This window comes from Tsukamurella pulmonis, from assembly GCF_900103175.1.
GTDB lineage: Bacteria > Actinomycetota > Actinomycetes > Mycobacteriales > Mycobacteriaceae > Tsukamurella > Tsukamurella pulmonis.
Genome location: NZ_FNLF01000002.1, coordinates 2232565 through 2253948, shown reverse-complemented (window position 1 = coordinate 2253948; position 21384 = coordinate 2232565). Strand labels below are relative to the sequence as shown.

Below are 21384 nucleotides of genomic sequence, written 5' to 3'. Positions count from 1 at the left end.
TGTCAGGCTTGCAACGCCTCGCGCAGCGCATCCGGGATCGGGATGGAGCCCGAGCCGTCGGTGGCGATCACGGCGTAGACGATGCGCCCCGCGACGGCCTCCGTCGGCTCGGCGGCGTCGAGGTCGGTGACGAACACGAACTCGATCGTGAAGCTCTTGGTGCCGATCCGGCCGGTGCGCAGGACGAGCTCGGTGTCGCCCTCATCGGTCAGCCCCGCGGCGTAGTCGAGCTCGACGTGCACCACCTGCGAGTCGTAGCCGGCGGCGAGCATCGCCTCGTAGGGCGTGCCGCGATCGGCGTAGAACTCGCCGATCGCCGTGTCGACGTAGCCGAGGTACCACATGTTGAACATGACGCCCTGGCGGTCGATCTCGTAGTACCGCGGCCGGAAGCGGTACCGGAAGTCGGTGGTCATCGCGCCTTCCTCGCGGCGGCCAGCGCCGCCGTCATCGCCTCCCGCGGCGCCGCCTGGCCGGTGAACCACTCGGACTGCCGGAACGCCTGGTGCAGGAGCATCGTCAGGCCGCCTGCGGTGCGCGCGCCCTTCGACTCCGCGGCCGCCACCAGCAGAGTGGGCCACGGATCATAGGCGACGTCGGCCACCGCGGGCGCCGCCGAGGACAGCGCATCCGTCAACGGGAAGTCGTCGGACTGGGCGGCTCCGGGCAGGGTCGAGACGACCACGTCGGCCTGCGGAACGGCCGCGGCGGTCAGCGGGGCCCAGTCCGCGGTGAGGCCGAACGTCTCGGCACACGCGAGCGCCCCCTGGGCGCGCTCCTCCGAGCGGGCGAGCACCGTCGTGCGGGTGAAGCCCCGGTCGGCGAGCGCGGCGAACACCGGACGCGCCGTACCGCCGGCGCCGACGACGACGGCGGACTCCCCCGTCGCCCCGCACTCGGCGAGGAGGCCGTCGGCACCGTCGACGTCGGTGCAGTCCGCGAGCCAGCCGGATTCGGTGCGGACCAGCGTGTTGGCGGAACCGACGACGACCGCGCGGTCGGTGCGCTCGGTCGCGAACTCCAGCGCGGCGAACTTGCCCGGCATGGTCACCGAGACGCCGACCCACTCGGGCCCGAAGCCGCCGACGAGGCCGGGCAGCGCCTCCGCGTCGCACTCGATCCGCTCGTAGGTCCAGTCCAGGCCGAGCGCGGCGAACGCCGCGCCGTGCAGGACGGGCGAGAGCGAGTGGCTGATCGGCGAGCCGAGCACGGCCGCGCGCCGCGCCCCGGTCACGGGCCGCAGCCCACCGTGAGGAACTTGGTGTCGCACGCCTTCTGCCGGTTGCGCTCGTGCTGCGCGAAGTCGTCCGTGAACAGCGTCGTGCCCTTGTTGTCGACGGTGACGAAGTACAGCCAGGGGCCGGGCGTGGGGTTCTCGGTCGCGACGAGGGCGTCGGTGCCGACGGCGCCGATCGGCGTGGCGGGAAGCCCCGTCTTGGCGTAGGTGTTCCACTCGGTCTTCTTGAGCAGCTTCTCGCCTGCCACGTCGATGCCGGTGACGGCCTCGCCGTAGTTGACCGTGGAGTCCATCTCCAGCTTCTGGTTCTTCGCGAGCCGGTTGAGGATGACGCGGGCGACCTTGGGGTAGTCGTCGGCCTGGTTGACCTCGCGCTCGACGATCGACGCCGACACCAGCACCTGGTACGGCGCGAGCTTGGCCGCGGAGGAGCGGCTCGCCGTCAGCAGCCCCTGCGCTTCGTACTGCTTGGCGGAGGCGGTGATCAGCTGGCGCAGGATCGCCTGCGGCGTCCCCGACGGGTCGATCTGGTCCCAGACACCGGGCGCGATCAGGCCCTCGAGGCGACGATGGTCGCCCTTGAGCCGGGTGACCGTGGCGGCGGCCCACTCCGGCACGCCGAGATCCGTGACGGTCGAGCTGGACGCGACCTTGACGAAGTCCGCCTTCGGCGTCTGCTTCTTCACGCCGTCGACCGTGTGCGCGGTGGCGGCGGAGAGCTGACTGAAGATGCCGGGCGAGACCTTGTTGTCCTTGTTGCGCTTGTCATCGAGGACCGCGCCGGCCGGGACGTTGAGCATGCCCACGCGATGCGTCCGCGCCGGATCCACGAGCATGGTCACGACGTCCGCCGCGGGCAGCGACTTGCGCAGCTCGTAGTAGCCGGCCGAGATCGGCTTATCGCCCGCGGCGCGGTTGAACGCGCCGACCGACTTCACCACGCCGGCGTCGACGAGGTTCTGTGCGAAGTCCGAGTTGTTCTGCCCGATGACGTGCACCACGACCTCGGGGCCGGCCTGCCCGGAGGGGTAGTCCTCCGGCGCCGCGGCACCGCCGAACAGGGACCCGCGCACCGTCCACAGCACGCCACCGACCACGACCAGGAAGACCACGAGCATCGAGAGCAGCGCGAAGCGCCGCCGGCGCTTGATCCGCGCGCGCTGCGCGGCCCGTCGCCGCTCGGCGCGGGTGGACCGCCGCTCACCGCCGACCGACACCGGGTCGGCGCGCTCGTAGTTCCACCCGTCGCTCACTCGTCGACCTCCTCGTGGCCGGGCACCGGCCTACGCTCATCGAGCCACCCCTGCAGGATGGCCACCGCAGCGGCTTGATCGATCACCGCTCGCTGCTCCTTCGCCCGCACCCCGTTCTCGCGCAGCGCCCGCTGCGCGGTGACGGTGGTGAAGCGCTCATCGAAAAAACATACCCGTGGTGGCGTTGCGTTCGCCGCACCGAGAACACCGGCGAGCCGCCGGGCGAAGCCCTCCGCCATCTTCGCCGACGAGCCGCGCTCGCCACGCAGGGTCCGCGGCAACCCGATGACGATCTCCACCGGCTCGTAGTCGACGACCAACTGCGCGATCCGCCGCAGGTCCGAGCCGTCCTTGGCGGCGCGCACCGTCTCGACGGGCGTCGCCAGGATCCCGTCGGGATCCGAGACGGCCACGCCGATGCGGGCCTTGCCCACGTCGAGCGCCAGCCGCCGGCCCCGCTCCCAGGCGGCGTCCGCTCCGCTCACCGTCAGGCGCCGACCGTCCGCGCGACCTCGGACCGGACCGCCGAGAGCGCACCGTCGACACCGGAGGCGTCCGATCCCGCTCCCTGCGCCATGTCGGCCTTGCCGCCGCCGCGGCCGCCCACCGACGGGGCGGCGGCCTTGACGACGTCACCCGCCTTGACACCCAGATCCTGCGCGGCGTCGTTGGCGGCCACCACGAACGGCACCTTCTCGCCGTCGACGGCGAAGAGGGCGATGACGGCGGGCTCCGCGCCGAGGCGGCCCTTGAGCTGGGTGACCAGGCCGCGCAGATCGCCGGCGGTGACGCCCTGCGGCGCCTTCGCCGCGACGAGCCGGACGGCGCCGACCCGCTCGGGGCTCGAGGCGAGCTCGGCGAGCGCTGAGAGCGCGGCCTGCGCGCGCAGCTTCTCGAGCTCCTTCTCGGCGTCCTTGAGGCGGGTGACCAGCGACTCGACACGCGCCGGCACCTCCTCCGACGGCACCTTGAGGGAGCTGGACAGCGCGGAGACGAGTGCGTGCTCCTTGGCGAGGTACTTCTGCGAATCGAGGCCGACGTAGGCCTCCACGCGGCGCACGCCCGAGCCGACGGAGCTCTCACCGAGCACGGTGACGGGACCGACGAGGCCGGAACTGGCGACGTGGGTGCCGCCGCACAGTTCCATCGAGAACGGCCCGCCGATCTCGACGACGCGCACGCGATCGCCGTAGTTCTCGCCGAACAGCGCCATCGCGCCGCGCCGCTTGGCGGTCTCCAGGTCGGTGACGTCGGTGTGCACCGCGTAGTCGGCCTGCACGGCCTCGTTGGTGACCCGCTCGATGTCGCTGCGCTGATCGTCGCTCAGGCCGCCCGACCAGCGGAAGTCGAAGCGCAGATAGCCCGGCTTGTTGAGAGAGCCGGCCTGCACGGCGTTGGGGCCGAGCACCTGGCGCAGCGCGGCGTGCACGAGGTGGGTGCCGGAATGCCCCTGGGTGCTGCCGTGGCGGTGCCCCTCGTCGACGGCGACGGTCACGGTGTCGCCCTCGAAGACCTCACCGGAGGCGACGGTGCCCTGGTGGCGCCACAGCGTCTTGGCGACGCGCTGCACGTCGGTGACCACGATCTGCGCGCCGGCGGCGGTGGTGATGGTGCCGATGTCGGCGAGCTGGCCGCCGGCCTCCGCGTAGAGCGGGCTGCGGTCGAGCACGATCTCCACGTCCTCGCCCTGCTTCACCACGGGCACGCGGACGCCGTCGCGGACCAGCCCGAGCACCTGGGCGTCGGAGACCAGCTCGTCGAAGCCGGTGAACTCGGTGGGGCCGCGATCGAGGAACTCGCGGAACACCGACAGATCGGCGAGCGCCGACTTGCGGGAGTTCGCATCGTCCTTGGCGCGCTGGCGCTGCTCGGCCATGAGTGCGCGGAAGCCGTCCTCGTCGACGGTGAGCCCGGCCTCGGAGGCCATCTCGAGCGTGAGGTCGATCGGGAAGCCGTAGGTGTCGTGCAGGGTGAAGGCGTCGTCGCCCGAGAGCTCCGTCTTCCCCGACGACTTGGTGGAGTCGACGGCGTTGCCGAAGAGCGTCGTGCCCTGCTCGAGCGTCTTGAGGAAGGCCTGCTCCTCGCCGGTGGCGACGGTGCGGATGCGCTGCGCGTCGTCGGCGAGCGAGGGGTAGGACGGCGACATGGTCGCGATGACGGTGTCGACGAAGACGCCCATCGTCTCGCCCGTGGCGCCGAGCAGGCGGGCCGAGCGGACGACGCGGCGCAGCAGCCGGCGCAGTACGTAGCCGCGGCCGTCGTTGCCCGGGTTGACGCCGTCTTCGATGAGCATGACGGCCGTGCGGGTGTGGTCGGCGATGACGCGGAAGAGGCGGTCGTGCTCGGCGTCGCCGGCGTTGTAGCGCTGGCCGGTGAGCTCCTGCGCGCGGTCGATCACCGGGCGCAGCAGGTCGGTGTCGTAGACGTTGTCGACGCCCTGCAGCAGGAAGGCGACGCGCTCGACACCCATGCCGGTGTCGATGTTCTTCTTCGGGAGTTCCCCGAGGATCTCGAAGTTCTCCTTGCCACCGCCCTGGCCGCGCTCGTTCTGCATGAAGACGAGGTTCCAGATCTCGATGTAGCGGTCCTCGTCGGCCTCGGGGCCGCCCGGGGCGCCGTACTCGGGGCCGCGGTCGTAGAAGATCTCCGAGCAGGGTCCGGCCGGGCCGGGGATTCCCATCGACCAGTAGTTGTCCTTCATGCCGCGGCGCTGGATGCGCTCGGGCACCTGGCCGACCTCGAGCCACAGGTCGCGGGCCTCGTCGTCGTCGAGGTAGACGGTCGACCACAGGCGCTCGGGATCCATCCCGAAGCCGCCCTCGTCGACGGGGTTCGTCAGCAGGGACCAGGCGAAGCGGATCGCATCGCGCTTGAAGTAGTCGCCGAAACTGAAGTTGCCCGCCATCTGGAAGAAGGTGTTGTGCCGCGTGGTGATGCCGACCTCTTCGATGTCGAGCGTGCGCACGCACTTCTGGATCGACGTGGCGCGATCGTAGGGCGGGGTCTGCTGGCCCAGGAAGAAGGGGACGAAGGGCACCATGCCCGCGATGACGAACAGCTGATTCGGGTCGTTGAGGACCAGCGAGGCACTCGGCACCTGGGTGTGTCCGGCCTTGACGAAGTGGTCCGTGAACCGCTTCCGAATCTCATGGGTCTGCACAGCGATCCTTCACGTTTCTGAAATGTCATCGGGCGTTACAGCGACCCGACCACCTTACCGACGCGCCACGCCCCCTCGCACGTGCGTTCCTCGGCCGCCGTCCGCCGGTGCCTCTACCGCCGCCGGAGTATCCCGCGCAACCGCGTGACCCGCGGGCCGATCTCGCGCTCGAAGCCGTGGTCGGTGGGGCTGTAGTAGTCGACGCCCACCAGATCGTCGGGCGGGTACTGCTGCGCGGCGACGCCGCCGGGGACGTGGTGCGGATAGACGTAGCCCTGCGCGTTGCCGAGCTTCTCGGCGCCCGCGTAGTGCCCGTCGCGCAGGTGCGGCGGCACCGGGCCCGCCTTGCCCGCCGCCACGTCGCCCATCGCGGCGCCGATGGCGGCGACGACCCCGTCGGACTTCGGCGCCGACGCGAGGTGGATCGTGGCCTGCGCCAGCGCGAGCCGCGCCTCGGGCATGCCGATCAACTGGACGGCCTGCGCGGCGGCCGTCGCGACGAGCAGCGCCTGCGGGTCGGCCATGCCGATGTCCTCGGAGGCGTGCACCACGAGACGTCGCGCGATGAACCGCGGGTCCTCGCCCGCCGAGATCATCCGGGCCAGGTAGTGCAGCGCCGCGTCGACGTCCGAACCGCGGATCGACTTGATGAAGGCGCTGATCACGTCGTAGTGCTGATCGCCCGCGCGGTCGTAGCGCACGGCTGCGGTGTCGATCGACGACTCGACCGCCTCGAGGGTGATCTCGTCGCCGCCCTCCCCCAACGTCACGTCGGCGGCGGCTTCGAGTGCGGTCAGCGAGCGCCGGGCGTCGCCGCCGGCGAGGCGCACCAGGTGCTCGCGGGCCTCGTCGGCGATGGTGAGCGCACCGTCGTACCCCCGCGGGTCGGTCAGGGCGCGATCGATGAGCTCGGAGATGTGCGGGGGCTCGAGCGGCCGCAACTGCAGGATCAGAGACCGCGAGAGCAGCGGCGAGACCACGGAGAAGCTGGGGTTCTCCGTGGTGGCCGCGACGAGCAGCACGACCCGGTTCTCGACGGCCGCGAGCAGGGCGTCCTGCTGTGCCTTGGAGAACCGGTGCACCTCGTCGATGAACAGGACCGTCTGCTCGTCGACGAGCAGACGCCGGCGCGCCAGCTCGATGACGGCGCGCACGTCCTTCACGCCCGCGGAGAGCGCGGACAGCGCCTCGAACCGGCGTCCCGTCGCGCCGGAGATGAGCGAGGCGATCGTCGTCTTCCCGGTGCCGGGCGGGCCGTAGAGGATCACGCTCGCCGCGCCGGCACCGTCGATCAGGCGGCGCAGCGGGGTGCCCGGTCCGAGCAGGTGCTCCTGGCCGAGGACCTCGTCGAGGTCGCGGGGGCGCATGCGCACGGCGAGCGGGGTGCCCGCGTGGGTGGGGACGAACTCGACCGGCCCGCGGGCCGACGGTGCTTCGGGTGGCGCTCCGAGATCCCCGTCGTCGCCGAACAGGGAACCGGTCACCGGAGGCGGACCTCCGCGGGGCGGGTCATAGCGCGCGGACCTCCGCGGCGGCGGCGACGGCGAAGTCGTGCACGCGGGGGTCGGCGGCGGCCAGCCGGTCCCACCGGGCGGCGAGATCGTCGTTGGACCAGGCGGGCAGGCTGTCGAGATGGCCGGCGTCGATGCGGCTGGCGGAGTCCAGGCCGAGCGCCCAGTAGGTGGCGAGCGTCAGCCAGGCCAGCTTCGCGGTGGTCACGTGCCGGCGGAGCGCGACGTCGTCGGCCAGCCGGGGCCACAGGCGCACGACCTCGGAGCGCCACGCCTCCACGATCGCGACGTCGAGGTCCGGGTCGTGGCCGTCCTCGATGCAGTCGGGGTAGGTCAGCAGGACGTACGCCACGTCCAGCGCGCCGTCGCGGAAGCCCGCCCACTCGTAGTCGAGGAAGCGCACCGCGCCGCCCACGACGTGCGTGTTGTCGGGGCCGACGTCGGACGGGCTGAAGGCGCGGAACGGTCCCTCGGTGAACAGGGCGACCGCGGCGTCGAGAACGGCGCGGGTGGCCTCGTCGACACCGCCGAGCGCCGCGGGCACCGCGTCGGCGGCGCGGGCCGCCTCGCCGGCGACCGGGTCGTTGCGGGAGTCGGTGTGCTCGCGGCGCGCGAGTACCGACAGGTCGCGCTCGCGCCCGTAGGTGCCCGCGTGCATGCGGCCGAGCGCCTGCGCCCACGCCGAGAGCACGGTGGCCGCGCCCGACGACGGGGTGCGGCGGAGCAGGTCCCCCATGGTCTCGCCCTCGCCGAGGTCCTGCAGCACGAGGATGCGCTCCTCGGCGTCGGAGGCGAGCAGCTGCGGACCCGGGCGGGCATCGACCGGCAGAGCGGTCGCGAACTTGTACGCCGCGCCCTCGCGGGCGAAGGCCTCGGAGTGGTCCTTGTCGGTGTGATCGGCGGCGCGCAGCTGCTTGATCACGACGGACCGCGGGAGCAGAGGGTTGTTGTGCAGCACCCGGACCCGCATCACGAGGGTGCGCCCGGAACCACCCAGATCCTCGGGTTCGCCCAGTTCGACGGATGCGCCGACCCGGCGACCCAGCAGGCCCTCCACCGCAGTGAGGGCCGCCCTCGTCGTCTCGTATCCCAGCGCGGCAACCATCTCCTCCAACCTACCCCAGCGGCTCGTCCGGGGTGGCTGCGTGATGAGCGCCGAGGATGTCGTGCAGGATCCGGTGCACGATCGCATCGTTCCGCAGGAAGTAGCGCACGACGCGGCCGTCGCGTTCGGCGCTGACCCACCCCGCGTGGCGCAGCACCCGCAGCGCCTGCGAGGCGGCGTTCTCCCCGATCCCCGCGCGCGCGGCGAGCTCCCCGACGCCGAGCCCGGGACGGGCGTGCATGGCGGTGAGCAGCCGCAACCGCGTCTCGTCACCGAGCAGGGCGAATCTCGCCGCCCACTCGCTCGGGTCCTCGACATCGACCTCCGTCATCGAAACCCCGCTCCATCCGACATCTTTGCAATTGGACAGATATAGTCCTCCGCATGCGCAGAGCCCGCCGTGTCCTCGGCTTTCTCACGATAGCCGCCCTCGCGACGTCGGCCTGCTCCTCCGCGCCCGCGTCCGACGGGGATCGCCTGGTCCTGGCGGAGACGCAGGAGCTCGGCGCCTTCAACCCGCTCCTGGGCTACGGCGAGCTCGGGGTGTCCCCGCTCTACGACGGGCTGTACCGGCCCGACGCACCGTCGGACACCGCGGTCCCGAACCTGGTCCCCGCGCTCGCCGACGCCGCACCCCAGCGGATCGCCCCGCGTACCTGGCGGATCGCCCTGCGCTCCGGGGTCACCTTCTCCGACGGCAGCCGCTTCGACGCCGCCGACGTGGTCGCCACCTACGACGCCGCCCGTGCGCCCGCGGTCGCCGCCGACATCGCCACCCACGTCGCGCCGGTCGAGGAGGTCACGGCCGACGGCGAGAACGCGGTCACCGTCCGCCTGACCACCGACGCCGATCCGACCCCCTACCTGCTCCTGGGCATCGTGCCGTCCGAGCGGGTCGAGACACGGCCCGCCGCGCAGTGGTCGCTCAACCGCGATCCCGTGGGCACGGGCCCGTACCGTCTCGAATCCGTCGCGAACGACCAGGCGGTGCTCGTCGCGCGCACCGACCGCGGCGAACCGCCGGCCGTGCGCCGGGTGGTCTACACCCTGGTCGCCGACGACAACGCCCGCGCCCAGCGGATCCGGGCCGGGGAGATCGACGGGGCCTCCCTCCCGCCCAAGCTCGCCGCGTCGCTCGACGGGCGAGGCGACGTGCGGACCGTGACCGTCAAGTCGTCCGACTGGCGCGGCGTCTCGCTGCCCTCCGGGAACCGGTTCGCCGCCGACCCCGCCGCGCGGCGGGCGATGAACCTCGGCGTCGACCGCGCCGCCCTCGTCTCCGGCGTCCTGGGTGGCGCCGGTGAGCCCGCGAGCACGCCCTACTCGTCCGTGTACGGCGCCGCGTACGAGCCCGCCGCGCAATTCGGCTTCGACCAGGACACGGCCCGCCGGCTCCTGGACGAGGCCGGCTGGCTCACCGGTCCCGACGGCACCCGTGCCCGCGACGGGCAGAGCGCCGCGTTCCCACTGCTCTACAACGCCTCCGACTCGGTGCGTCGCGATCTCGCCGTCGCGTTCGCGGCCGCCATGAAGCCGCTCGGCATCGTCGTCACGCCGCAGGGCAGCAGCTGGGACGACATCGAGAAGCGCACCGGTGACGCCGCGGTCCTGCTCGCCGGCGGCGAGACGCCGTTCAGCATCGACTCGCAGGGCTACGACGCGCTGCACACCCGGGTGCCGGCCTCCTCGCCGTACAGCAATCCGGGGAACTACACCGCGCCCGGCCTCGACGGTCTGCTCGATCGCGCCCGCGAGCTGACCCCCGGCCCGGCGAAGGACGAGGCGTACCGACGGATCCAGCTGGCCTACGCCGCCGAACCCTCCGGGGTCTTCCTCGCTCACCTGCATCACGTCTACGCCGTGCGGTCCCCGGGCTGGACGTTCGCCGCGCCGATCCTCGAGCCCCACTCGCACGGCGTGAGCTGGGGCCCGTGGTGGAATCTGCCCTCGTGGCGACGCTGAGCCCGGAGCGGCGCAGGCGGCGCGGCCCTGCGATCGGCCGCCTGCTGGTGACCCGCGCCGCCGTCGCGGTGCCCCTTCTGGGCATCGTGTCGCTCGCGCTGTTCGCGCTCGCGGACCTGTCCCCCTTCGATCCGCTCGCGACCTACCTCGGCGCCGACTACCAGTCCGCGACACAGTCGCAGCGCGAGGCGGCCCGCGCCGCGTACGGCCTGAACACGACGTGGTGGTCGGCGTGGTGGCACTGGATCAGCGGGCTCCCGTCGGGGGACCTCGGCTGGTCGGCGACGCAGCGCCGGCCGGTGACGGAGGTGCTCGCCGCGGGCCTGCCGTTCACGCTGGGCCTGTCGGCGGCCGCACTGACCCTCGCCGCGATGCTGGCGCTCGTGCTCGGTGGGATCGCGGGAATGCGGCGCGGCAGCGCGCTCGACCGCGCCGTCTCGGGCCTGGCCACCGCGCTGGCGGCCACGCCGCCCTTCGTCATCTCCCTGGTACTGGTCGCGGTCTTCGCCGTGGCGCTGCGCGCGCTGCCCACCTCGGGCGCACGCGGCCCGGGCGACCCGTACACGCTCGGCGGGATCCTCACGCACGCCGTGCTCCCGCTCATCACGCTGACGCTCTCGCAGGTGCCGTGGCTGCTGTTGTCCATGCGCTCCGCCGTGGTGGACGCCGCCGAGTCCGATGCCGTGCGCGGGGCGCGCAGCCGCGGGATCAGCGGCCCCGGCCTGCTCCGCCGGCACATCGCGCCCGTCGCGGTACTACCGACGCTGGCTCTGCTCGGCACGCGCCTGCCGGAGGTCATCGCGGGCGCGGCCGTCGTCGAGGTGGTCTTCAGCTGGCCCGGACTGGCCGCCACCCTCGTGGACGCGGCGACGGCGCTCGACTTCCCGCTCTTCGCCGCGCTGTCGCTGCTCGCGGCGGCCGCCGTCCTGATCGGCTCCGCGGCGTCCGACGCCGCCGCGATCTGGCTGGATCCGCGGATCGAGATGGCCGGATGAGGCGCGCCGCGCCCTGGGCGGTGCTGGCCGCGCTCGTCGTGGCCGCGCTGGCCGTGCCGTACCTGGCCGGTCCGCAGACGGCGGACTTCGGGGACGCCCTGCTCCCTCCTGGCTCCGGCACCGCACTCGGCACCGACCACTCCGGCTACGACATCGCGGTGCGCACGGCCTCGGCCCTGCGGATCTCCCTCCTGCTCGCCGCCGTCTGCGCGGCCCTGTCGACACTGCTCGGCCTGCTCGTGGGCACGGCCGCCGCCGCAGTGGGCGGGTGGTTCGATGCGACGCTCATGCGGCTCGTGGACGGCGTGAACGCACTGCCCCATCTGGTGGTGGGCGTGGTCATCGCGGCACTCTGGCGCGGGGATCCCGTTGCGATCGTGGCGTCCATCGCGCTCACGCACTGGCCGGCCGTCGCCCGCGTCGTGCGGGCCGAGCTGCTCTCGACGGTCTCGTCGGGGTGGGTGGAGTCCTCGCGCCTGGCGGGCGCGAGCCGGCTGTTCGTGGCGCGGCGGCACCTGCTGCCCGCGGTGAGCAGCCAGGCGCTGGTGGCGGCCGTCGTGCTGCTGCCGCACGCCGTCTGGCACGAGAGCACGCTCTCATTCCTGGGGGTCGGCCTGTCCCCCGACCGGGCGAGCCTGGGATCGCAACTCGGCCAGGCCCGGGGCGACGTCCTCACCGGGGCCTGGTGGACGCTGGCGGTGCCCGGCGCCGCCCTCGTCCTGACGGCGCTCGCGTGCGCGGCCTGCGGCGCGAGCCTGCGGCGCGCGACGGCCGCACCGACCCCACAGGTGTGGCGATGACGGCCGCGATCCGCGCACTGACCGTGCGCGCCGGCGCGGCGACGGTGCTCGACTCCGTCGACCTCGATCTGCGGGCCGGAACGCTCACCGCGCTGGTCGGCGAGTCCGGGTGCGGCAAGTCGATGGTCGCGTCGGCACTGTGCGGACTGCTCCCGGCCGGGACCGCCGCCACGGGCGAGGTGACGGTGGCCGGACGGGCGCTCGGGCAGGGCGACGCGGCGTGGTCCGCGGTGCGCGGGCACGTGGTGGGCGTGGTGCCGCAGTCGCCGGTCACCTCGTTCACCCCGGTCCGCACGCTGGGCTCGCAACTCGACGAGGTGATCCGCACGCTCGACGGCACGCGCTCGCCCGCGCAGCTCTGCGCGGCGGCGGGCCTGCCCGCGGACGCCCTGCCGCTGTACCCGCACGAGCTGTCCGGCGGGATGGCGCAACGCGCGGCCGTGGCCGCGGCGGTCGCCGGCGCACCGTCGGTGGTGCTGGCCGACGAGCCGACGTCCGCGCTGGACCCGGACACCGCTCGCGGGGTACTGCGGCTGCTGCGCGACCTGGCCGACGACGGCGCCGCCGTGCTGGTGATCACCCACGACCTGCCCTCGGTGCTCGCCGCCGGATGCGAGGGGGTGGCGGTGATGCGCGCCGGCCGGATCGTCGTGCAGGGATCGCCCGCGCGCGTGCGGGCGGCGGCCGTCACCGACGACTACATCGCCGCGTTCTTCGAGGAGGTCCGATGACCGTACTGCCGATCAGGGGCCGCGGCGTCGTGGTGCGCCGCGGCGGCCGCACCGTGCTCAACGGCGTCGACGTCGACGTCGAGCCCGGCATCTGGACCGGGGTCACCGGCCCCTCCGGCTCCGGCAAGACGACCCTGCTGCGCGTGCTGGCGGGGCTGCTCGCGCCCGACGCCGGCACCGTCGACCACGGTGGCGGTGCGCCCCGCCCCCGGCCCGGCGCGGTGGCGCTGCTCGCGCAGCACCCGCGAACGGTGTGCAACCCCCGGTGGACGGTGGCGCAGGTGATCGCCGAGCCCCTGCGCATCGCGGGCGCGCCCGTCGACCGCGGCGCCGTGGAGGACGCCGCGCGGCGCGCCACCCTGGACGCCGACCTGCTCGACCGGTTCCCGTCCCAGGTCAGCGACGGTCAGCTGCAGCGGGCCTGCGTGGCCCGCGTGCTGCTGCAGGAGCCCGCGTTCGTACTCGCCGACGAGCCGGTGGCGATGCTCGATCCGGTCGCGGCGCGGGCGGTGCTGCGGGTGCTCGACGAGCTCAGCGATGCCGGCACCGGGATCGTGCTGGTCAGCCACAACGGGCCGCTGGTGCGGGGCCGGTGCGCGAGCATCGTCGATGTTCAGTCGAGCGGCGCGACGTCCACGGAGACGCCGATCTTCGAGCCGCTCGAATCGGTGTAGATGACGCCGCGCAGCGGCGGCACGTCCTCGTAATCGCGGCCGAACGCGACGCTCACGTGGCGCTCGTCGACGAACTTGTTGTTGGTGGGGTCGAACGGCAGCCACACGTCGCCGGGCAGCCAGACCGCGGCCCAGGCGTGCGTGGCACCGGCACCGACCACCCGGTCCTGGCCGGGCGGCGGCTCGGTGGCGAGGTAGCCGGAGACGTAGCGCGCGGCGAGCCCCTTGGACCTCAGGCACGCGATGGCCACGCGGGCGAAGTCCTGGCACACGCCCTCGCGCCGCTCCATCACGGTGCCGACGCGGGTCGAGACGTTGGTGGCGCCGGACTTGTAGGCGAAGTCGGTGTAGATCCGGGTGGTCAGCTCCTCGATGGCCTCCACCAGCGGCTTGCCCGGCGTGAAGATCGCGTCCGCGTAGGCGCGCACGGCGTCGTCGATCTCGGGTGGTCGCTGATCGAGGCGGTACTGCGCGGCGATCGCGCCCGCCTCGCCGACGGGCCGCGCCAACTCCCAGGGCGCCAGGGCGGGGCCCTCGTCGGTGATCGACCGGTCCAGCGGGTCGACCTCGACGAGCGATTCACCGCGCACCAGCAGCCGGGTGTGCGGGGTGGTGACGTGGAAGTAGGTGTCGGTGTTGCCGAAGGCGTCGACGCCCTCGGAACGGTCCGACGGCTCCGGCCCGATGGTGATGGCGTGCTCGGCGACCCGCTGGTCGGGCAGCTCGCGCGGCGAGAGGTAGCAGCGGCCGAAGCTGGAGGTGACCTCGGCGTCGTAGGTGTAGGTGGTCTCGTGCACCACCCGGTAGCGGCGGGTCGAGGAGTCCTCGGTCCGCCGGGAGAAACTCAGGCCCACGACTGCACCCCCACCCAGATCGGGCGCGCGGCGGCGGGCGGCGCGAAGCGGGTGCGCTCCAGCACGTCCGAGACCTCGCGCAGCCCCTCGTCCACCGCGTCGAGCAGTGCTTCCAGCTCCGACCGCCGACCGTCGACGACGGTCTCCGCGTCGTCCGGATCGAACCTGCCGAGCCGGGCCAGCGCCTCCCCGACGGTGCGCTCGCAGCTCGCGCTGCGCAGTTCGTCGGGCAGCTGCGCCAAGTCGGTCGACAGCGCGGTCAGCGCGGCGACGAGCGATCGCGGGTTGGTGGCGTCGAGGAACATCAGCTCGACGGCGGCGCCCGCCCGCAGCACCGCGCGATGGCGCCGCCGGTAGGTGACCGACGACTCGCAGCTGACCAGGTAGGCGTCGAGCAGCCCCGCCTCGATCTCGGCGGGGTTCTCCGGCACGACCATCGCGCGGGTGACCGCGCTGAGCTGCAGTGCCCGCTCGATCCGACGGCCGGCGTCCATCATCAGCCACGCCGGGTCCTGCACCAGCGACTCGCGGCCGAGGCCCGCGAACGCGAGCAGCGAGACCAGCACCTCACCGAGGGTCTGATCGAGTTGTTCGCCGCCGTCGTCGGTATCGGCGGCGAGCCGCCCGAGCGAGCGCTCCGCGCCGCTGAGCACGAGCCACGTGTCCGTGGACATCTGATCGCGCACCGCCCGCAGGCAGGCGCGCAACCGGATCCCGGAGTGGGCGACGCTGCCGGGCACGTCGATGTCCAGCGTCAGCCGCCGCAGCCGCGCGAGCACGTCCGTCTGCTCGGTGCCCTCGACGAGGATCGGCCCGAGTTGCTCGGTGACCGTGGCCGCGACCACCGCGTCGAGCAGCGGCTGCAGCACGTCCGCGCCGGCCTGCCACGGGCGGTGCCGGAACTCCCGGCTGCGGTCGTGCGCCATCGACAGCAACCGGACGGTGGCCTCGGCGCGCTCGGCGTAGCGGCCGATCCAGAACTGATCGGAGAGCACGCGCGGTGTGGCGACCGGACCGCTCGGCGCGGAGCCGACGCGGCCGGAGCGCGGCGCGGTCGCCACGCGCGCGGGTGCGCGCACGTCGTCGGGGGTGGGCACCCACACGTCGCGGGCGGCGGACGAGTGCAGCAGGGCGCCGCCGGCACCGTCGAGCAGGACCTGGCCGAGCCCGCCCGGCAGCACCGTGTAGCCGGACTCCTGGGCCAGGGAGAACACGCGCAGCGCGAAGCCCCGGTCGACGACCGCGCCGCCGTCGATGGCGGGCCGCGCGGTGAACGGGACGAGCGTCTTGACGCACCACACCGCCGGATCCGCGGCCACCCGGGCGCGCAGCTCGTCCGCGCGGGCGGTCGTGAGATCGGCGCCCACCAGGCGCTCGCCGGTGGCGAAGTTCAGGACGAGCCGGTCCTCGAGCGGACCGTCGATCGCGGCCCGCCCGGCGGGGGTCGCGGCGTGCAGGGTGGGCGTCGACGGGAGCAGCAGGTCCTCGTCGAGCAGGTCGCGGCACAGCTGCGGCAGGTAGGCGTGCAGGGCGGGGTTCTCGAGCACCCCGGAACCGAGGGTGTTGACGACGGTGACGGCGCCGCGCGTCATCATCTCCACCAGGCCGACGACGCCGAGCTGCGAGTCGGTGCGCAGGTCCAGCGGATCGGAGAACTCGGAGTCGACGCGGCGCAGGATCACGTGCACGCGCTTCATGCGGCCGAGGGCCCGCATGAAGACGCCGCCGTCGCGCACCGTCAGGTCCGAGGCCTCGACGAGCGGGAAACCGAGGACGGAGGCGAGGTACGCCTGGTCGAAGGCGGTCTCCGAGAAGGCGCCCGGGCTGAGCACCACGACGGTCGGGTCGTCGACGCCGGGCGGGGCCGCCTCGATCAGCTGCACCCGCAGGGCGGCGGCGAACGAGGACACCGGGCGCGGGGTCTCCTCGCGGAGCTCGCGCGGCAGCGCGCGGGAGGTGACGCGGCGATCGGCGAGCGCGTACCCGACGCCCGACGGTGCCTGGGTCCGGTCGCTGGTGACGGCGTACCCCGCGGCGTCGCCGCCGGCGACCTCGCCCACGTCGACCGCGTGCAGGAACAGCGATCGCGGCCCGGGCGACGGGACGCCGACGGCCCGGCGGATGTAGCCGGGGTGCGCGAACACCACCTCCGGCGGGACGAGGCCGCTGCGCAGCGTCCGCTGATCGCCGTAGAAGTCCTTGAGTACGGCGTCCAGCAGCAGCGAGCGCTGCGCGACGCCGCGCGCGAGGGCGTCCCACTCGTCGGCGCCGAGCAGCACCGGCAGCGGGTCCAGCCGCCACGGTCCCGGTTCGGCGGGCTCCGCGTGCGGGGTCAGCGCGTCGAGGGCGTTGTAGGTGATGCCCTCGTCGTCGATGAGGCCGCGGACCCGCGCCGAGAGCCGGCGCAGGCCCGCCCCGTCGAAGGCGTGCAGTCGCTCGATGCTCATCGCACCCGTCCGTCCGGTCGGGTCGGCGGCGGTACCGCGCCGAGCGGACTGGTCACCCGGAAGTGGCGCACGCGGCTACTTCTGTTCGGCGACCTGGTCCGCGCCGGCCGGCTCCGGCTTCTTCGGCTTCGCGTCCATGCCGGACTCGCGGCGCTGCTGCACCGTGATGGCAGCGGGCGCGTCGGTGAGCGGGTCGACGCCGCCGCCCGACTTCGGGAACGCGATGACCTCGCGGATCGACGGCGCGCCGGCGAGCAGCGAGACCACGCGGTCCCAGCCGAAGGCGATGCCGCCGTGCGGCGGAGCGCCGTAGGAGAAGGCGTCGAGCAGGAAGCCGAACTTCTCGCGGGCCTGCTCCTCGTCGATGCCCATCACCTTGAAGACGCGCTCCTGGACGTCCTGACGGTGGATGCGGATCGAGCCGCCGCCGATCTCGTTGCCGTTGCAGACGATGTCGTAGGCGTAGGCCAGCGCGCTGCCCGGGTCGGTGTCGAAGGTGTCGATCGACTCCGGCTTGGGGCTGGTGAAGGCGTGGTGCACCGCGGTCCAGGCGCCGTCGCCCACGGCCACGTCGCCCGAGGCGGTGGCGTCGTCGGCGGGCTCGAACAGCGGCGCGTCGACGACCCAGGTGAAGGCCCAGTCGCCGTCCTTGATCAGGCCCAGCTTCTCGGCGATCTCCCCGCGCGCGGCGCCGAGCAGGGCGCGCATGGGCTTGGTCGCGCCGGCGGCGAAGAACACGCAGTCGCCCGGCTGGGCACCCACGTGCGCCGCGAGGCCCGCGCGCTCGTCGTCCGAGAGGTTCTTGGCGACGGGGCCGGTGAGCTCGCCGTCCTCGCCGATCAGCACGTAGGCGAGGCCGCGGGCACCGCGCTGCTTGGCCCACTCCTGCCAGGCGTCGAGCTGGCGGCGGGGCTGGCTCGCGCCGCCCGGCATGACCACGGCGCCCACGTACTGCGACTGGAACACCCGGAACGGGGTGTCCTTGAAGTACTCGGTGCACTCGACCAGCTCGAGGCCGAAGCGCAGGTCCGGCTTGTCGGAACCGAAGCGGCGCATGGCCTCCGCGTAGGTCAGACGCGGGATCGGGGTGGGGATCTCGTGCCCGATCAGCGACCAGAGCGCCTTGACGATCTGCTCGCCGAGGGCGATCACGTCCTCCTGGTCCACGAAGCTCATCTCGATGTCGAGCTGGGTGAACTCGGGCTGCCGGTCGGCGCGGAAGTCCTCGTCGCGGTAGCAGCGGGCGATCTGGTAGTACCGCTCCATGCCGGCCACCATGAGCAACTGCTTGAACAGCTGCGGGCTCTGCGGCAGGGCGTAGAAGGTGCCGGGGCGCAGGCGCGCGGGCACGAGGAAGTCGCGGGCGCCCTCCGGGGTGGAGCGGGTGAGCGTCGGCGTCTCGATCTCGGTGAAGTCGTTGAGCGCGAGGATGTTGCGCGCCACGGCGTTGGCCTGGCTGCGCAGCTTGATCGCCGCGGCGGGGCCCTCACGGCGCAGGTCCAGGTAGCGGTACTTCAGGCGCGCCTCCTCACCCGGCTCCTCGTCGAGCTGGAAGGGCAGCGGCGCCGACTCGTTGAGCACGCCGAGCTCGGTGACGTTGACCTCGATGGCGCCGGACGGCAGGTTCGGGTTCTCGCTGCCCTCGGGCCGCTTCTCGACGGTGCCGGTCACGAGCACGCAGTACTCGGAGCGCAGCCGGTGCGCCTGCTCGGCGACGTCGGACTCGCGGAAGACGACCTGGGCGACGCCCGAGCTGTCGCGCAGGTCGATGAAGATCACTCCGCCGTGGTCACGCCGCCGCGCCACCCAGCCCGCGAGGGTGACGACGGTGCCGGCATCCTCCGCACGCAACGATCCGGCCAGGTGAGTGCGCAGCACTTTCGGGGTGTCCTTTCGACAGGGAATCTTTCAGCGCCTGTCATGTTACGGGGCGATCCGGTTCACGATCCCACCCCACTCATGCAAAGCTATCGGCATGACCTTTCGGGATAACGGTCCGCTGGACACCAGCGGAGTGAGCGCCGGCGGCGGCGTCGGCCGCGGCGTAGTGATCGGCGGCGGCGGTATCGGCACCGTGATCATCGGTCTCCTCATCTACTTCCTCACCGGCGGCACCGGCGGCGACCCGAACTCGGCGGCGCCCGCGGGCCCCGGAGCCGGCGCCGGGAACTCCTTGAGCCAGTCCGAGCAGGACCTCAACCGCAAGATCGCGGCGTGCACGCCGCAACTGGCGAACACCGACACCACGTGCCGGATCGTGGCCACCACGAACTCCCTGAACCAGGTGTGGCCCCAACTTCTGCGCGGCTACACCAAACCCAAGGGCGGAACGCGGATCATGCCGGTCGGAGCGAACTCGATCAACACCGCCTGCGGTGTGGCGGGCGCCGACACCGGGCCGTTCTACTGCCCCGGTGATCAGGTCGCCGTGTTCCAGTTGGACTTCATGGACCGCGTGATCACGAAGCTCGGCGGCTCCAACGCGGCCTTCGCGCAGGAGTACATCGTCGCGCACGAGTGGGGCCACCACGTGCAGAACCTGCTCGGCGACATCGACAAGGCCCAGCAGGGCCGGGGCGCGGAGGGCGGCTCCGTCCGCGTCGAACTGCAGGCCGACTGTTACGCGGGGGTGTGGGCGTCGAAGGCGGACAAGGGCGAGAACGCACTGCTCGAGCCGCTGACCCAGGACCAGATCAGCACCGCCATCCAGACCGCGCAGGCGATCGGCGACGACACGATCCAGCGCAACGCCGGCCGCAACGTCAACCCCGAATCGTTCTCGCACGGCACCTCGGAGCAGCGCGTGCGCTGGTTCACGAAGGGCTACCAGACCGGCGCTCCTGCGCAGTGCGACACCTTCTCGGGCGCCATCTGATCCGGAACACGGCCGGCGACGCGCGTACTCCGCCCCCGGGGTGCGCGCGTCGCTGCCTTTCCTGCACACCGCCGTTCACGCTCGACCGCACACCGTGCGACGGCGCCGCCTAGGCTGAACACCATGGCTGCTTCCACTCCCGCGGGAACCCCGATCGACGCGCTGGCGGACCGTCTCGCACTCCGACTGGCGGAGGTCGATCCGATCGAGGCGACCGCGGTGGGCATCACCGACTTCGACGACCGGCTCACCGACTTCTCCCCCGCGGGCGTCGGCGCCCGCGCCGCCGTCGCGCGCGAGACGCTGGCGGAACTGGCGACGCTGACGCCGGAGTCGGACGCCGATCGGGTGACCGCCGACGCGCTGCGCGAGCGCCTGGGCGTGGAGATCGAGCTCGCCGACGCCGGGCGGACCGTCGGCGACCTCAACGTGATCGCCTCACCGCTGCAGGCCGTCCGGGACGTCTTCGACCTCATGCCCGACGGTGACCCGCGTCTGGCCGATCGGCTCGCCGCCGTCCCCGCCGCGGTGGAATCGGCGATCTCGGGGTTGCGCGCCCGCCTCGCCGAGGGCGCGTGGCCGTTCCCCGCACTGCAGGTCGCCGAGGTGCTCGCCCAGGCGAGGGAGGCCGGGGAACAGGTCGCGGCGAATGCTGCCCGGATCGGCGGCGAGGCTCCGTCGGGCCTGACGGAGGCGATCGGCGCAGCCTTCGCACGCTTCGCGGAGGTCCTCGAGACGGAGATCGCCCCGGCCGCGATCGCGGTGGACGAACCCGGTGGTCTGGGCGTCGGCCGCGAGGTCTATCCGCTCTACTCGCGGCTGTTCCTGGGGACGGCCGTCGATATGGAGGAGACGTACGCCTGGGGGCAGGAACTCCTGGCGTCGATCGTCGCCGAGCAGCAGGAGGTCGCGGCCCGCCTGTACCCGGGCGCGAGCGTCGCCGAGACGCTCGCGAAGCTCGACACCGAGCCCCGCTACACGCTGCACGGCACCGATGCGCTCCGCGAGTGGATGCAACGCACCTCGGACGAGTCGGTCGCGGCGCTCGCGGGGACGCACTTCGACATCCCCGCGCAGTTGCATCACCTGGACTGCCGCATCGCGCCGAGCACCAACGGCGGCATCTACTACACCGGCCCGTCCGCGGACCTGACCCGGCCGGGTGCGATGTGGTGGTCGGTTCCCCAGGGCGTCACCGAGTTCCACACCTGGCAGGAGAAGACGACCGTCTACCACGAGGGCGTGCCCGGCCATCACCTGCAGATCGGGCAGGCCGTGATCGCGCCGCTCAACCGCTGGCGGGGGCTCTATTCGTTCACCTCCGGTCACGGCGAGGGCTGGGCGCTCTACGCCGAGCGCCTCATGCGCGACCTGGGCTTCCTGGACGACGACGGCGACCTCATGGGCATGCTCGACTCGCAGCGGCTACGCGCCGCGCGCGTGGTGCTCGACATCGGCATGCACTGCGGCTTCGCGGCGCCCGCCGAGGTCGGCGGCGGCGCATGGACGTACGAGAAGGGCTGGTCGTTCCTGCGCTCGCACGTCGCGATGTCGGACGAGCAACTGCGCTTCGAGTACCACCGCTACCTCGGCTGGCCGGGGCAGGCGCCCTCGTACTCGGTGGGCCAGCGCGTGTGGCAGCACACCCGCGACGCCTACCTCGCCGCTCACCCGGGATCGACGATCAAGGACTTCCACCGCGACGCCCTGGCGCTCGGCGGCATGGGCCTGGACACCCTGCGCGCCGCGATCGTCTAGAGCTCGCCGCAGCGGTACCGCG

18 protein-coding genes are annotated in these 21384 nt (G+C 72.9%); 7 read left to right on the top strand and 11 right to left on the bottom strand.

Features of this window, described 5'->3' with window-relative positions; translation table 11 throughout:
• Positions 1 to 2: 2 nt before the first annotated feature.
• The 8 genes from BLQ62_RS11040 to BLQ62_RS11005 form a co-directional block, all read right to left on the bottom strand.
• Positions 3 to 416, bottom strand: coding sequence for an acyl-CoA thioesterase (locus BLQ62_RS11040; protein ID WP_068534906.1), 414 nt, complete (start codon positions 414 to 416; stop codon positions 3 to 5).
• On the bottom strand, positions 413 to 1234 hold the full coding sequence (locus tag BLQ62_RS11035; protein WP_082756432.1) for a shikimate dehydrogenase: 822 nt from the start codon (positions 1232 to 1234) through the stop codon (positions 413 to 415). Before BLQ62_RS11035 ends, BLQ62_RS11040 begins: the two co-directional genes overlap by 4 nt.
• The gene (locus tag BLQ62_RS11030) at positions 1231 to 2490 is read right to left on the bottom strand and encodes an endolytic transglycosylase MltG (RefSeq protein WP_068534909.1); all 1260 of its coding nucleotides are present in this window, start codon (positions 2488 to 2490) and stop codon (positions 1231 to 1233) included. Before BLQ62_RS11030 ends, BLQ62_RS11035 begins: the two co-directional genes overlap by 4 nt.
• Complete coding sequence (gene ruvX, locus BLQ62_RS11025) at positions 2487 to 2975, bottom strand: Holliday junction resolvase RuvX (RefSeq protein ID WP_068534912.1); 489 nt, start codon at positions 2973 to 2975, stop codon at positions 2487 to 2489. The genes BLQ62_RS11030 and ruvX overlap by 4 nt, the downstream gene beginning before the upstream one ends.
• A gap of 2 nt (positions 2976 to 2977) precedes the next feature.
• Positions 2978 to 5650, bottom strand: coding sequence for an alanine--tRNA ligase (gene alaS, locus BLQ62_RS11020; RefSeq protein ID WP_068565458.1), 2673 nt, complete (start codon positions 5648 to 5650; stop codon positions 2978 to 2980).
• Positions 5651 to 5763: 113 nt separating this feature from the next.
• Entirely contained in the window at positions 5764 to 7134 is a 1371-nt protein-coding gene (locus BLQ62_RS11015; RefSeq protein ID WP_068565459.1) for a replication-associated recombination protein A, read from the bottom strand.
• Between the two features lie 25 nt (positions 7135 to 7159).
• On the bottom strand, positions 7160 to 8266 hold the full coding sequence (locus BLQ62_RS11010) for a hypothetical protein (RefSeq protein ID WP_133298861.1): 1107 nt from the start codon (positions 8264 to 8266) through the stop codon (positions 7160 to 7162).
• A gap of 10 nt (positions 8267 to 8276) precedes the next feature.
• Positions 8277 to 8597 (bottom strand): ArsR/SmtB family transcription factor, encoded by a 321-nt coding sequence (locus BLQ62_RS11005; RefSeq protein ID WP_068565461.1) that lies wholly within the window; start codon positions 8595 to 8597, stop codon positions 8277 to 8279.
• A gap of 53 nt (positions 8598 to 8650) precedes the next feature.
• Between BLQ62_RS11005 and BLQ62_RS11000 the strand changes: the two genes are divergently transcribed.
• From BLQ62_RS11000 to BLQ62_RS10980, 5 genes are read left to right on the top strand one after another with little or no spacing between them, the layout of a single operon-like run.
• Positions 8651 to 10228: an ABC transporter substrate-binding protein gene (locus tag BLQ62_RS11000; protein WP_068565462.1), complete on the top strand. Its 1578-nt coding sequence runs from the start codon at positions 8651 to 8653 to the stop codon at positions 10226 to 10228.
• Positions 10201 to 11223 carry an ABC transporter permease gene (locus BLQ62_RS10995; protein ID WP_082756552.1) on the top strand — a complete coding sequence of 341 codons (1023 nt, stop codon included), beginning with the start codon at positions 10201 to 10203 and terminating at the stop codon, positions 11221 to 11223. Before BLQ62_RS11000 ends, BLQ62_RS10995 begins: the two co-directional genes overlap by 28 nt.
• Complete coding sequence (locus tag BLQ62_RS10990; RefSeq protein WP_082756435.1) at positions 11220 to 12023, top strand: ABC transporter permease; 804 nt, start codon at positions 11220 to 11222, stop codon at positions 12021 to 12023. Before BLQ62_RS10995 ends, BLQ62_RS10990 begins: the two co-directional genes overlap by 4 nt.
• Positions 12020 to 12754 carry an ATP-binding cassette domain-containing protein gene (locus BLQ62_RS10985; protein WP_068566234.1) on the top strand — a complete coding sequence of 245 codons (735 nt, stop codon included), beginning with the start codon at positions 12020 to 12022 and terminating at the stop codon, positions 12752 to 12754. Before BLQ62_RS10990 ends, BLQ62_RS10985 begins: the two co-directional genes overlap by 4 nt.
• Entirely contained in the window at positions 12751 to 13428 is a 678-nt protein-coding gene (locus tag BLQ62_RS10980; RefSeq protein ID WP_068565464.1) for an ABC transporter ATP-binding protein, read from the top strand. Before BLQ62_RS10985 ends, BLQ62_RS10980 begins: the two co-directional genes overlap by 4 nt.
• On the opposite strand, the gene BLQ62_RS10975 is transcribed toward BLQ62_RS10980, so the two are convergent.
• The 3 genes from BLQ62_RS10975 to aspS all read right to left on the bottom strand — a co-directional run bounded on the left by BLQ62_RS10975 (position 13368) and on the right by aspS (position 18607).
• Positions 13368 to 14282: a transglutaminase family protein gene (locus tag BLQ62_RS10975; RefSeq protein WP_068534934.1), complete on the bottom strand. Its 915-nt coding sequence runs from the start codon at positions 14280 to 14282 to the stop codon at positions 13368 to 13370. The genes BLQ62_RS10980 and BLQ62_RS10975 overlap by 61 nt on opposite strands.
• Positions 14273 to 16729 (bottom strand): circularly permuted type 2 ATP-grasp protein, encoded by a 2457-nt coding sequence (locus tag BLQ62_RS10970; RefSeq protein ID WP_068565465.1) that lies wholly within the window; start codon positions 16727 to 16729, stop codon positions 14273 to 14275. The genes BLQ62_RS10975 and BLQ62_RS10970 overlap by 10 nt, the downstream gene beginning before the upstream one ends.
• A 75-nt stretch (positions 16730 to 16804) precedes the next feature.
• Positions 16805 to 18607 (bottom strand): aspartate--tRNA ligase, encoded by a 1803-nt coding sequence (aspS, locus tag BLQ62_RS10965; protein WP_068565466.1) that lies wholly within the window; start codon positions 18605 to 18607, stop codon positions 16805 to 16807.
• A 97-nt stretch (positions 18608 to 18704) separates the two neighbouring features.
• Here aspS and ypfJ point away from each other — a divergent pair, with 97 nt between their 5' ends.
• The gene (gene ypfJ / locus BLQ62_RS10960) at positions 18705 to 19604 is read left to right on the top strand and encodes a KPN_02809 family neutral zinc metallopeptidase (protein ID WP_068565467.1); all 900 of its coding nucleotides are present in this window, start codon (positions 18705 to 18707) and stop codon (positions 19602 to 19604) included.
• 123 nt (positions 19605 to 19727) lie between these two features.
• Positions 19728 to 21362: a DUF885 domain-containing protein gene (locus BLQ62_RS10955; RefSeq protein WP_068565468.1), complete on the top strand. Its 1635-nt coding sequence runs from the start codon at positions 19728 to 19730 to the stop codon at positions 21360 to 21362.
• The last annotated feature ends 22 nt before the right edge of the window (positions 21363 to 21384 follow it).